General features: G+C 65.2%; 9 protein-coding genes. 5 read left to right on the top strand and 4 right to left on the bottom strand.

Annotated elements, in window-relative coordinates; all coding sequences use genetic code 11:
* Positions 1-332 precede the first annotated feature (332 nt).
* Entirely contained in the window at positions 333-2,642 is a 2,310-nt protein-coding gene (locus HNO82_RS09375; protein ID WP_175343507.1) for a VTT domain-containing protein, read from the top strand.
* Positions 2,642-3,430 (top strand): endonuclease/exonuclease/phosphatase family protein, encoded by a 789-nt coding sequence (locus HNO82_RS09370; protein WP_175343506.1) that lies wholly within the window; start codon positions 2,642-2,644, stop codon positions 3,428-3,430. The genes HNO82_RS09375 and HNO82_RS09370 overlap by 1 nt, the downstream gene beginning before the upstream one ends.
* Positions 3,431-3,438: 8 nt before the next feature.
* Here HNO82_RS09370 and HNO82_RS09365 read toward each other — a convergent pair whose 3' ends face one another.
* From HNO82_RS09365 to HNO82_RS09350, 4 genes are all read right to left on the bottom strand, one after another.
* Entirely contained in the window at positions 3,439-3,777 is a 339-nt protein-coding gene (locus HNO82_RS09365; protein WP_237713545.1) for a hypothetical protein, read from the bottom strand.
* A 418-nt stretch (positions 3,778-4,195) separates the two neighbouring features.
* The gene (locus HNO82_RS09360) at positions 4,196-4,768 is read right to left on the bottom strand and encodes a TetR/AcrR family transcriptional regulator (protein WP_349627556.1); all 573 of its coding nucleotides are present in this window, start codon (positions 4,766-4,768) and stop codon (positions 4,196-4,198) included.
* Positions 4,769-4,952: 184 nt separating this feature from the next.
* On the bottom strand, positions 4,953-5,648 hold the full coding sequence (lepB, locus tag HNO82_RS09355) for a signal peptidase I (protein ID WP_175343505.1): 696 nt from the start codon (positions 5,646-5,648) through the stop codon (positions 4,953-4,955).
* A 49-nt stretch (positions 5,649-5,697) separates the two neighbouring features.
* Positions 5,698-7,086, bottom strand: a complete 1,389-nt coding sequence (locus HNO82_RS09350) for a CoA transferase (RefSeq protein WP_175343504.1) — start codon at positions 7,084-7,086, stop codon at positions 5,698-5,700.
* Between the two features lie 315 nt (positions 7,087-7,401).
* Between HNO82_RS09350 and HNO82_RS09345 the strand changes: the two genes are divergently transcribed.
* From HNO82_RS09345 to HNO82_RS09335, 3 genes are read left to right on the top strand one after another with little or no spacing between them, the layout of a single operon-like run.
* A complete protein-coding gene (locus HNO82_RS09345) occupies positions 7,402-8,862 on the top strand; it encodes an efflux transporter outer membrane subunit (RefSeq protein WP_249776970.1) in 1,461 nt (486 codons plus the stop codon).
* Positions 8,863-8,917: 55 nt separating this feature from the next.
* Positions 8,918-10,132: an efflux RND transporter periplasmic adaptor subunit gene (locus HNO82_RS09340; RefSeq protein ID WP_175343502.1), complete on the top strand. Its 1,215-nt coding sequence runs from the start codon at positions 8,918-8,920 to the stop codon at positions 10,130-10,132.
* Positions 10,129-13,281 (top strand): efflux RND transporter permease subunit, encoded by a 3,153-nt coding sequence (locus tag HNO82_RS09335; RefSeq protein ID WP_175343501.1) that lies wholly within the window; start codon positions 10,129-10,131, stop codon positions 13,279-13,281. Before HNO82_RS09340 ends, HNO82_RS09335 begins: the two co-directional genes overlap by 4 nt.
* The last annotated feature ends 62 nt before the right edge of the window (positions 13,282-13,343 follow it).

The raw sequence follows: 13,343 nt of genomic DNA, 5'->3' as shown, positions 1-13,343 counted from the left end.
TCCCCTTGAGGTGGCGGTGAACCGGTGAAGTTTGATCATTTGCTTCAGTTTCTTCCCTGGAAACTGAACGAATGAACAGCCGGTCTGGATGCGGGGCGCATTGTTGCACTCAAGTATTACTGCTGCGTGACAACAAAAATTCACATCTTCGTCACTATCGGGAAACTCGCATTTGATCACCGACGGGCGCGGCGCGACAGCATCTTCCTACATCAGCTTGGGGGGCTGTCCGATGGGCGGCGATGCAGGAAGATTCTAAGGTGAAGCTTTTTGCGGCACCGTGCGCGTCGTCGTGCCGCCCTCACGCTTTCCCTATGGAGGAGCAGCACACCATGAGCGACAAGATCCCTACTGCCCAGGACCGCTCGCCGGCCGGGCTGCTGCAACCCGGCCGCAATTGCTGGCGGCTGGCGCACGCGGACCGGTTCAAGCTGCTCATCGATGCGGCCGATTATTTCCGTACCTTGCGCCTGGCCTTGCTCAATGCGCGGCACAGCGTCTACATCCTGGGCTGGGACATCGACAGCCGCACCGTGCTGGTCCCCGGTGTCACCGATGACGGCTTGCCGCCGCAGCTGGGCGACCTGCTGCACGCACTGGTGGAACGCCAGCCGGATCTGCACATCCATGTGCTGAACTGGGACTACGCCATGCTCTACGCGCTCGAACGCGAATGGATGATGGCCCGCAAGCCCGGCCGTGCGCGCAACAAGCGCCTGCACTTCCGCACTGACGCGCGTCACCCGGTGGGAGCGTCGCATCACCAGAAGATCGTGGTGATCGACGACAGGCTGGCCTTCGTGGGCGGACTGGACCTGACGCGCTGCCGCTGGGATACCCCCGAGCACTTGCCCGAGAACCCGCTGCGGCGCGATCCCGATGACAAGCCCTACGCTCCCTTCCATGATGTCCAGGCCATGGCCGATGGCGATGTCGCCCGCGCCCTGGGTGAACTGGCGCGCCGACGCTGGGCCCTGGCCGGCTATGCCGAGCGGCGCACGTCCTGGTCAACGGTGCCGGCCCTGCCTGCCGACGATCCATGGCCACACGGTGTCGAGCCCGATCTGTGCGACCTGCAGATCGGCATCTCCCGTACCGAACCGGCCTATGAGGACCGCCCGGGCGTCTTCGAAATCCGTGAGCTGTATCTGGATGCCATCGCGGGAGCACGGCATCACCTCTTCTTCGAAAACCAGTATTTCACCTCGAACGTGCTGTCCGAAGCCATCGGCGCACGCCTGCGCGAACCCCAAGGCCCGGAAGTGGCCGTGATCTCGCCCCAGACCCAGAGCGGCTGGCTGGAGCAGGCCACCATGGGCGCGCTGCGGGCGCGCATCCACCACCGCCTCAAGACGGCACTGGAAAACCAGGGCGAGCATGCCGCCGCCCGCTACCAGATGTATTGCCCGCACTTGCCCGGACTGGAGGATGGCTGCTGCCTCAATGTGCACAGCAAGGTCTTTGCCATGGATGACCGCCTGTTCTCGGTGGGTTCGGCCAACATGAGCAATCGCTCCATGGCCTTCGATACCGAATGCAGCCTCACTATCGAGGTACAGGGCGATGCCGCCAAAGAGGAGCAGATCCGCACCGCCATCGCCCTCATGCGCAATCGTCTGCTGGCCGAACATCTGGGCTGCTCAGTGCAGGACGTGCGGGCCGCCATGCAGCAGGAGCACGGCCTGCACGCGGCGATTGCAAGGTTGCGCCAGGCTGGCCGGCGTGAGCTGCGGCCGATGGATCCGCGCCTGATTCCCGAACTGGACGCCTTGACCCAGGACAACGCCGTCTTCGATCCCGAGCGCCCTGTCAGCCCCGACGAGATTGTCGATGCCTATGTGCCGCGCAGTGCCAGGAAGCCGGTGCCGCGCCGGATGATCGGCCTGGGCGTGCTGGCAGTGGCGCTGGTGATCTTTGCGCTGGCCTGGCGCTTCACCCCGCTGCGCGAATGGATCAACCTGAGCGCGCTCATTGCGCTGGCGCGCAGCGTCGACCAGATGCCCTTCACGCCGGCCATCGTGATTGCCGCTTTCGTGGTGGCGGGCATGCTGATGGTGCCGATTACCGTCCTGATCGCCGTGGCGGGGGTGGTGTTCGGCCCCGTCATCGGCGGCCTTTATGCCACCGCGGGTGTGGGCCTGAGCGCTCTGCTGGGCTTCGGACTCGGCCACTGGCTGGGCCACGATGCCCTGCGTGACATGCTGGGGCCGCGCATCAACAAGCTCAGCCGCCGCTTTGCCCAGCGCGGCATCGCCGCCATGGCCGTGGTGCGACTGCTGCCGATTGCCCCGTTCACCGTGGTCAACGTGGTGGCGGGAGCATCTCATCTGGGCTTGCGAGATTACCTGCTGGGCACCTTGATCGGAATGGCGCCGGGCATCGTCCTGACGGTGGTCTTTTCGCACAATCTGGCTGAAGCGATCCGTCATCCCAGTGTGCAGACAGTGCTGATCCTGGTCGGCGTGACTGCCGCCTTGATGCTCATGGCCTTTGGCCTGCAGAAGCTGCTCAAGCCGCGCGCGGCAAGACCGTCGAACACCTCCGCAAGGGCGGCGCGCCGCAGTGCGCCGCCGCCATCGACCAGCGATGACGGCATCGCCCGCGTCAATGCCGAGCATGGCGTGGAGGCAAGGCAGGCCTGATGACGACCGGCACCCTGTCCCATCGTGAGCCGGGCCACTCTGCGCCGCACGCCGATACCGAGCTTGTCCTCACGGCGGATATGCCGCTGCGCGAGCGCGATCCCTGGCCGCTGACCGTGGCGACCTACAACATCCACGGTGCCGTCGGTACCGATGGCGTCTTCGCGCCGCAACGCATCGCCGGGGTGCTCAAGGAAATCCGGGCCGATGTGGTGGCCCTGCAGGAGGTACCGCTGGGAGGCCGCTCGCAGCCGGATGTGCTGGCGCTGCTGCGCGAAGAGACCGGTTTCCATGCGGTCGAGGGCCCCACCCTGCAAAGCGCCGAGCGCCGTTACGGCAATGCCGTCCTGAGCCGCTACCCCATCCTGGCCAAGGAGAGCATCGACCTTTCCTTCGGCAGTCGCGAACCACGCGGGGCGCTGGATGCCGATATCGACTGCCACGGTCACATGCTGCGGGTGATCGCCACCCATCTGGGCTTGAAGCCTGCCGAGCGGCGCGCCCAGATCAAACGACTGCTGCAGGCCTTCGATACCGACCAGGCACCGGTGATCCTGATGGGCGATGTCAATGAATGGTTCATGTGGGGGCGCGCACTGCGCTGGCTGGTGTCGCACTTCGAAGCCGCTCCGGCACCGCCCACCTTCCCCTCGCGCTGGCCGCTGTTGGCGCTGGACCGCATCTGGATCAGTCCGCGCCAGCGCCTGCTGCAGGTGCAGGTGCATCGCACCGCACTGGCACGGGTGGCGTCCGATCATCTGCCGCTGGTGGCGCACATCGACGGTTGATTCGGTTCTCAGCCAGGGTTGCGCTTGCCGTTCCACAGCTTGACCGCCAGCGCGATCCAGATCAGCAGGAACAGCATGTTGCCCGGCAACCAGATCATCTGGGTCCAGACATAATCCCGCACCCACATCGATATCGCCTGGCGGCAGTCGCAGACCTGATCGGCATAGAACAATTCGCCACCGTTGCGCGCGGCCGCGAACTGCAACCAGAGAAATCCCAGCAACAGCGGAATGCCGACAAAGCCGGTCAGGCACCAGCGCCGCATCGTGCGATAGCGGCGACAGCGTAGTTTTCCCTGCCCGGAGGCGTCACCGCCCCGGCATGGCTGCATTGCGTTGCTGTGCATGTTTCCCCCTTGCACTGGCATATCTTGCATGTGTGGTCTGCCCCTGGGTTGCCACCGCGCCGTCATGACGACGCCCAAATGCGCTGCGGCAACCATGTGCCGGCCTCCCGAGGCGGGAAGCCGGCGATGTCTGTTCGGATCAACGTAGACTGGTCAAGCGCCGGCCTGCACCGGCGCATGGAAAGCAACAGGACGCCCGGCATGCAGGCGGCTCGCATTTCCCGTGGGCTGTCCTCCGCACCCTCTGCGGAGGAAGAGATGGATTTTTATCGTCGTGTGGCGCCGTCTGCTGGCGCTTCCAGCGTCTCCCGGCTGCCCGGAATCGCTGATTTTTGACGCAAAAGTTCACTTACCCAGAACCAATACGATACGTTTCGTCTCGGATTCTAGGTGCAATCAGGGGACTGCTCAACAAAATTTACGCTTGTTGGCTCGAAATTTTACTAGACGTCAAAAGGGGTTGGGACAGCGCGATGCTGCCCAGGACCAGCTTCAGTTGGGACTGAATCTGGCGCTCGTCGATGTCGGCACTGCCAGTCAGGAGGCGCTGCAGTACGGGGGCATACAGCAGGTCGAAGACCAGGTTGAGGTCGGCATCCTCCCGGAACTCGCCGCGTTGGGCACCACGGCGCAGTACATTGACCAGCGCCAGGCGGCGCGGCTCCAGGTAGTTGTCATTGAAAATGCGGCGGCTTTCCGGCTCGAACTGGGCCAGGGCAATCATCTCGCGCACCACCCGGCCGGACTTGCCGCGCAACAGTTGGGACAGTTGCAGCATGTGCTGTTCGATGTCGTCGCGGGTCGAACCGCTGTCGCCCAGCGCGGGCAGGGGTTCCACCGCACGCAGCAGGGCTTCCATGGCCAGCGCGCTCTTGTTGGGCCACCAGCGATAAATGGTGGCTTTGCCCACGCCGGCGCGCGCCGCCACTCCTTCCAGGGAGAGCTTGTCGAAACCGATCTCCTCGAGCATCACATAAGTGGCATCGAGGATGGCGTCATGACTGACGGCATTCCTGCGGCGACCGGTGGCCGGATCGGAGATGAAGGTGAGAGAAATGATGTGCTCCAGATGACAAAGGCATGTTTTCCGTCACTGGTAACGGCATGCTTTTGGACAACTTGAGCGATTGACAGCAAAAAAATGAAGATTATTGTGACAAAAAATCGCCGAAATCTCACTGCGGTCGGGTCACGGCATCCAGGCGAAGAGCGAAGCGATCCGGGCGCGGCTTGAAGAAGTGGTCGGCATCCAGGGAAAAGGCGATGCGACGGGTACGTCCCATCAGCTCGCTGCGGGCAAAGAAACCGAAGTAGCGGGAATCCATGCTGTTGTCGCGATTGTCGCCCAGCATCATGTAGTGATCGGCCGGCACCACCACCGGGCCGAAGCTGCTGTGCAGGCTGGGATGCGCTGCGGACAGACGTACCAGGTGGTTCATGCCATCGATCTCTTCATCGCGGTAGCGCGCCTGGTCGATGCCGTCACCGCTTTCGGGAGGGGCGTGGGCCGGACCGTAGCTGGCGGCCCGGCCATTGATGAAGAGCACGTTGTCGCGCAGTTCCACCACGTCACCAGGCAGGCCAACGATACGCTTGAGCAGCAATTCGCCGGCCTGCCGCGAATCGATGGTGACGATGTCGCCGCGTCGCGGCTCGCCCAGGCGCCACAGACTGATATGGGTCAGCGGCAGGCGCAGGTCGTAGGCCAGCTTGTCGACCAGGATGCGGTCCCCCACCATCACGGTCGGCAGCATGGAACCGCTGGGTACCACGTTGTAGTCGGCGATGGCACTGCGAAACACCACCATCAGCGCGATGAAGGCCAGCAGGCCCTTGTTGCCTGCCACCAGTTCCTTGAGCGTGGATGTCATGATGCCGCCTGCCTGCCCCGTATTCACAAGGCCATCATGTTAAACGAAATCAGAGCCACTCAGGCCGCGCCGAACGCAAGGGCGAGGCCGGATGATCCCAGGCCATCTCGGCCTGGCCCACGCTGAGCGGCGCGCGCAGGCGCCGGGCCGGGCCCCAGACGGTCTGTTCCAGATGCGGATGCAGGTCGACTGGCGTTTCCGGTGCCAGTCCGGCCAGCCCCGAGGCGGCGGGATGGTCGGCCAGCAACTGCGCGGTGCGCGCCAGCGACAGGCGGTATTGGCTGCCTTCACCGGCAATCCGGCGCAGCGTCAGACCGCGTACGGCGGCGGCGGCCATCAGATAGCCGGTGGCGTGATCCAGGGCCTGTACCGGCAGCGGCACGGGCTTGTCGCTGGCGGCGGCGCGCATGCCGGCCTCGGCAATGCCGCTGCTCATCTGCACCAGGCTGTCGAAACCGCGCCGCTGCGCCCACGGACCACTCCAGCCGTAGGCGTTCAAGGCCACGTCCACCAGAGCGGGGTTGAGCTCGCGCCGACGCTGCACGCCCAGGCCCAGGCGTTCCAGTGCATCGGCGCGATAGCCATGTACCAGCACGTCCGCCCGGCGCAACAGATCCTCCAGGCAAGCCAGATCGGCACGCTGGCGCAGATCGAGCCCGGCACAGCGCTTGCCCAGGGTCATCTCGGGGACCACCCCGGGCTCCTCCCAGCAGGCCGGGTCGATGCGCAACACCTGGGCCCCGAAACCGGCCAGCCAGCGCGTGGCCGTCGGCCCGGCCAGCACCCGCGTCAGATCCAGTACCCGCACTCCCGCCAGGGGTCGCCGTGGATCGATGGAACCCGATGGCTGCGCGGCGGCCTCGACGCCTTGCCGTGCAACCAGCGCTTCTGCGGCGACGGCCGCACCTTGCGCATGGGTCGCCCACTGCGCCTGGCTGCGCATTTGAGCAGCGCAACCTCCCTGTGCTACCACCGCAGTTTCCAGTTCGCCCGCCTTCCAGCGCGCGACGGCCTGCCCCACTTCCTCGCGCGTGGCCTGCCGGGCGTCCAGCCCCAGCGCGGCCAGTGCCGCCGCACGATGATGGCTGGCGTTGGTGTGCAGGCGTATCCAGCCATCGGCGGCGCGATAGTCCCCCGCCACCGCATCCCACAAGGGCGGCGGCGCCCAACCCTGCGGGCGCAGGCTGCCACTGAACCACATCGCCGCCAGGCGGCGGTCACAGACCACCTCCGCAGGCGCGGCACCGTCACTCTGAACCAGTCCGGCCAGGGCCAGCCCGGCGGCGGCCACCGAGGCCTGGGCCAGATCGGAGGTCGCAAACACCGAGGGCAAGTCACCCTGGCCGCTCAGGCGCACGGCGGCGAGTGCATCGGGCGCGCCGTCCAGCGCGTTCCAGATCGTGCGGAGCATGGCGTGGGCAATGGAGTATGTGGTCATGGATATCCTCGAAAAGTGCTCAGCAATCCCGGCAGGATATCAGGGCCAGGGGCGCGGCCTGCACCGGTGTGCGCTCTGGCTGACAAAATTGTCATCTTGATGTCAGCCTCGCGTTGAGTGTCAACGCTTACATTGTCGCCGTAAGCCGAGGTCGGCCTTGGGCGCTGAGGGGTGCCGCCAGGCCGGCCGGTCCTTCATCCGCAAGCCATCATCGTGAGCCCTATGGTCGTCCCGTTTTGCCGCGTCGCAGCCAGCGCCCGTCTTCGTCATTTCACTCATCCTCCACAACACTTCGCCTTCCGCGCCAAGAAGGCAATGACGGTACTGGTGCTGGCTGCGCTCCTGGGCGGCTGCGCGGTCGGACCCGACTATGTGCGCCCGGCCATCGACCTGCCCGCGGCCTACAAGGAACAGGGCCCCTGGAAAGTCGCCGCCCCGCGCCAGGTCGATGATCGCCAGCGCTGGTGGGAAGCCTATGGCGACCCCGTCCTCGATGAGCTGGTCAGTCAGGCCAACGCCGCCAACCAGACCATCGAGCAGGCTGCGGCCCAGTATCGCCAGGCCCAGGCCACGGCTGCGGCGGCGCGGGCCAGCCTGTGGCCGACCATCGGTGCGCAGGCCGGGGCCACGCGCGCACAGACCAATACCAACGGCGTACAACGCCTGGGCGACAGCTATACCGTGGGCTTGAACGCCTCGTGGGAGGCCGACCTCTGGGGCCGCATCCGCCGTGGCGCCGAGGCCGGTGACGCCGGCGCCGAAGCCAGTGCCGCCAGCCTCGCGGCTGCCCGCCTGGCAATTCAGGCGACCCTGGTGCAAAACTACCTGCAACTGCGCGTGACCGACCTGCAGAAAGACTTGTATCGCCGCACCGTGGCGGCCTATACACGCTCCCTGCAACTGACCACGCATCAGTACGAAGCCGGTACCGCCCTGCGCTCCGACGTCGCCCAGGCCGACACACAACTGCGCGCTGCCCAAGCCCAATGGATCGATCTGGACGCCACCCGCAACCAGCTGGAACACGCCATCGCCATGCTCATCGGCAAGGCCCCGGCCGCCTTCAGCCTGGCACCGCTGCCGCCCGCCGCGGCCAGCGACCGCGGCATGGATGCCAACGCCCTGCACCTGCAAGCCAGCCTGCCGCAGATCCCGGCAGGACTGCCCTCGGACCTGCTGGAACGCCGTCCCGACATCGCCAATGCCGAACGCCTGGCCGCCGCCGCCAATGCCAACATCGGCGTGGCGCGTGCAGCCTACTTCCCGACCCTGACCCTGTCGACCAGCGGGGGCTACAACAGCGCTTCCCTGGCCGATCTGTTCAATACCCCGGGCCGCGTCTGGTCGCTGGGCGCAGCGCTGGCCGAGACCCTCTTCGATGGCGGCGCACGCAGTGCCCGCAACGATGCCGCTGTCGCCGCCTATGACGCCGCCGCTGCGCAATACAAGCAGACGGTCCTGGCCGCTCTGCAGGACGTGGAAGACAACCTCTCCACCTTGCGTGTGCTGGACCAGGAAAGCGCGGCCCAGGCCCAGGCGGTGCAATCGGCGCAGTTGGCCGAACGGCTGGCCATGAGCCAGTACCAGGCCGGCACCGTCACCTACCTGTCGGTCGTGACCACCCAGGCCACGTCCCTGAACAATCAGCGCAATGCCGTCACCCTGCTGGGCCGCCAGCTGGTGGCCAGCGTCGCGCTGATCAAGGCGACCGGCGGCGGCTGGCAGGTCGGACAGCCCGCTGCCGCCAGCGTGCCGGTACCGATGGCGGCGCGCTGACGGGCGTGCTGCATCTTCCCAATCCCATGTGCATTTTCCAGGACGAGTTTCCGGCATGACCACCTCACCCAACTCCCGCAAGACTTCCCCGACTGCGCAACGCTCCCGCCTGGCCCTCTTCGTGGCGACGGCACTCATCCTCACCACCGGTGCTGGCGGCTGGATCACCCTGCAGCGCGCCCGCGCCGCCGACCAGCCGGCCGCCAAGGCAACACCGCCAGTATCGGTCTCGCTGGCCCGCGTACAGGAGCGCGATCTGCCGCTCTACCTGGCCGGGGTCGGCACCGTCACCGCCAATGCGAGCGTGGTCGTCAGGACGCGCATCGACGGCCAGCTGGACCAGGTCGGGTTCCAGGAAGGTGCCGAGGTCAAGAAGGGACAACTGCTGGCCCGGATCGACCCGCGTGCCCTGCAGGCACAGCTGGCCCAGGCCGAGGCGCAGCGCGCCAAGGACGCCGCCACCCTCATGAATGCGCGACTGGACCTGCAGCGCTATACCACCCTGCGCAGCCAGGATGCCGCGACACAGCAGCAGCTCGATACGCAGAAGGCGCTGGTGGCGCAGCTGGAAGCTGCGGTCAAGACCGATGAGGCGCAAGTGGCCTATGCCCGGGTGCAACTGAGCTATACCACCATCCATGCGCCCATCTCGGGGCGCGTCGGCGCACGTCTGGTCGATCCGGGCAATATCGTGCATGCCAGCGATGCCAACGGGCTGGTGGTGATCAACCAGATCGATCCCATCACCCTGGTCTTCACCTTGCCGGAAGACGCCGTGGTCGGCATCAATCGCGCTCAGCGCAGCAGCCAGCAGCCGCTCAGGGTGATCGCCTATGCGCGCGATTCGCAGGAGATACTGGCCACCGGCAAACTGGTGCTGCTGGACAACCAGATCAACACCGGCAACGGCACCGTGCAACTGAAGGCGCGCTTCGACAATGCCCAACACATGCTGTGGCCAGGCCAGTACGTCAATGCCCGCCTGCAGATGAACAGCCACGGCAACGCCCTGACGGTCCCGGCAGCGGCCATCCAGCGCAACCAGCAAGGCACCTACGTCTATGCCATCGACCAGGACGACAAGGCCGACATGCAGCCGGTCAAGGTCGACCGTATCCAGGACGGCATTGCCGTCCTGGCCGCCGACAGCGGCGTGAGCGCTGACCAGCGCGTGGTCATTGACGGACAGTACAAGCTCAAGCCCGGCAGCCGCATCGTCGAAAGCAAGCCGCAGTCGTCCGGTGCCCAGACGAAAGGAAGCACCAAGTGAGCGTCTCGGCCACCTTCATCAAGCGCCCCATCGGCACCACGCTGCTGGCCATCGCCCTCCTGCTGGTGGGGATTGCGGTCTGGCCGCTGCTGCCGGTGGCACCGCTGCCGCAGGTCGACTTCCCGACCCTCCAGGTGACGGCGCAATTGCCCGGAGGCAGTCCCGAGACCATGGCCTCCAACGTGGCGCAGCCGCTGGAGCGCCAGTTCTCGCTCATCGCCGGCCTGTCGCAGATGACCTCGCAGAGTACCCTGGGGACCACCCAGATTACGCTGCAGTTCGATCTCAACCGCAACATCGATGCCGCCGCGCTGGACGTGCAGGCGGCCATCAACGCCTCCACCGGGCAATTGCCCTCGAACCTGCCCAATCCGCCGACCTTCCGCAAGATCAACCCGGCCGACTCGCCCATCATGATCATGTCGGTGCAGTCCGATGCGCTGCCCCTGACGGTGGTCAACGACTACGCCGACAACATCCTGGCCCAGCAGATCTCGCAGATCTCCGGTGTCGGCCTGGTCAACGTGAACGGCCAGCAAAAACCGGCCGTGCGCATCCAGGTCGATCCGGCCAAGATCGCCACGCTGGGCATCAGCCTGGAAGACCTGCGCGGCGTCATCGCCACCACCACCGTCAACCAGCCCAAGGGCACCGTCGATGGTGCGCGTCAGGCCTTTACCGTCTATACCAACGACCAGTTGCTCAAGGCCGAGCAATGGAATGACATGGTCCTGGCCTGGCGCAATGGCGCGCCGATCCGGGTCAGGGACATCGGCGTAGCCGTCGATGGCCCGGAAAACAACAAGATCGCCGCCTGGGCCTTCGCGGGGGCCGCCAATACCGCCGACCACACCATCACCAATGGCCGTTCCATCGTGCTGGCCATCACCAAGCAGCCCGGCGCCAACGTGATCGAGACGGTCGGCCGCATCAAGGCCGCCATGCCCCGCCTGCGCGCTGCCATTCCGGCGGCGATCCACGTCAATACCCTGATCGACCGCACCCAGACCATCCGTGCCTCGGTACAGGATGTGGAATTCACCCTGGTGCTGACCATCGCGCTGGTGGTGATGGTGATCTTCGTGTTCCTGCGCAACGTCGCCGCTACCCTGATCCCCTCGGTGACGGTGCCACTGGCCATCATGGGCACGGCCGGGGTGATGTATGTGGTCGGCTACAGCCTGGACAACCTCTCGCTCATGGCCCTGACCATTGCAGTCGGTTTCGTGGTGGATGACGCCATCGTCATGCTGGAAAACATCTATCGCTACGTCGAACAAGGCATGACGCCGCTGGAGGCGGCCTTGAAGGGGGCCGGCGAGATCGGCTTCACCATCATCTCGATCTCGGTGTCGCTGGTGGCAGTGTTCATTCCTCTCTTGCTCATGGGTGGCATCGTGGGGCGGCTGTTCCGCGAATTCGCGGTCACGGTCACGCTGACCATCGCCGTCTCGGTCATCATCTCGCTCACCCTGACTCCCATGCTGTGCTCGCGCTTCCTCAAGAACGAACATGGTCACCAGCACGGCAAGCTGTACCAGTGGTTCGAGCGCGGCTTCGATGCCATGCTCAATGGCTACAAACGCGGGCTGGACGTGGTGATGCGGCACCAGTTCATCACCCTGATGAGCTTCATCGCTACCGTGGCGCTGACGGTGGTGCTGTTCATCTTCATCCCCAAGGGCTTCTTTCCTCAGCAGGACAATGGCGTCATCGTCGGCTTTGCCGAATCCTCGCAGGACACCTCATCGGCGGCCATGCACGAGCGCCTGCTGAAGGTGGCCGAGGTGGTCCGCCGTGATCCGGACGTGCTCGGCTTTGCCATGAGTGCCGGCTCGACCACCTTCAACACCGGCCAATTCTTCATCGCGCTCAAGCCAAAGGACGAAGGCCGCACCACCAATGCCGACGAGATCATCGCGCGCCTGCGTCCCCAGGTCGCGAAGATCCAGGGAGTGAACCTGTTCATGCAGGCCAGCCAGGACATCAACGTCGGTGGCCGTCTTTCGCGTACCCAGTACCAATACACCGTCACCGATACCGACCTCGATGAACTCAACGTCTGGGCGCCGCGCATGCTGGAGCGTTTGCGTCGCCTGCCGCAGTTGACCGACGTGGCTTCCGACCAGCAGAACCAGGCGGCCGCCGCCGTCATCACCATCGACCGGGCGCGCGCCTCCAGCTTCGGCATCTCGCCCTCGCTGATCGATGCCACCATCTATGACGCCATCGGCCAGCGCCAGGTGGCGCAATACTTCACCCAGATCAACAGCTATCACGTCATTCTCGAGGTCACGCCGCAACTGCAGAAGGATCCTTCACTGTTCGACAAACTCTACCTGACCTCGCCGCTGACCGGTCAGCAGGTGCCGCTGTCGACCTTCGTGAAGATCGATACCAGCAAGACCTCCTACCTGTCGATCAGCCACCAGAGCCAGTTCCCGGCAGTGACGATTTCCTTCAACCTGGCCAAGGGCGTGTCGCTGGGCGAGGCGGTCAACGTGATCCAGAAGACCAAGGACGAAATGGGCGTGCCGCAAACGCTGGTGGGCAACTTCCAGGGTACGGCCAAGGCTTTCGGTGATTCGCTGGCCTCGCAACCCTATCTGATCGCGGCCGCCCTCATTGCGGTCTACATCGTGCTGGGCCTGCTCTACGAGAGCTACATCCATCCGCTGACCATTCTCTCGACCCTCCCCTCGGCGGGCGTGGGGGCGCTGCTGATCCTGATGATAGGCGGCTACGACCTGTCGGTGATTGCCCTGATCGGTATCATCCTCCTCATCGGCATCGTCAAGAAGAACGGCATCATGATGATCGACTTCGCCCTCACCGCCGAGCGCAGCCAGGGACTGAAACCGGAAGAAGCCATCTACCAGGCCTGCCTGCTGCGCTTCCGCCCCATCATGATGACCACCATGTGTGCCCTGCTCTCGGGCCTGCCGCTGATGCTGGGCCATGGTGCCGGTTCCGAGCTGCGTCGTCCGCTGGGCTATGCGATGGTGGGCGGGCTGGTGCTGTCGCAGGCGCTCACGCTCTTCACCACGCCAGTGGTCTACCTTTATCTGGACCGCGCCCACTACTGGTACGAACGCAAGAAGAAGGCGCGCCAGCAACGCAAGGCGGCACGCCTGGCACAGGAGCACTGAGCCTGTGCAGCAGCGTCATCAACAAGGTCCGGCCGGGAAGGTAGAATCCGGCATGGGCGAGC

The organism is Herbaspirillum sp. C9C3, from assembly GCF_013359625.1.
Taxonomy (GTDB): Bacteria; Pseudomonadota; Gammaproteobacteria; order Burkholderiales; family Burkholderiaceae_D; genus Herbaspirillum.
Note: the sequence above shows the minus strand (reverse complement) of the source record. Positions and strands in the feature narration are given on the sequence as shown.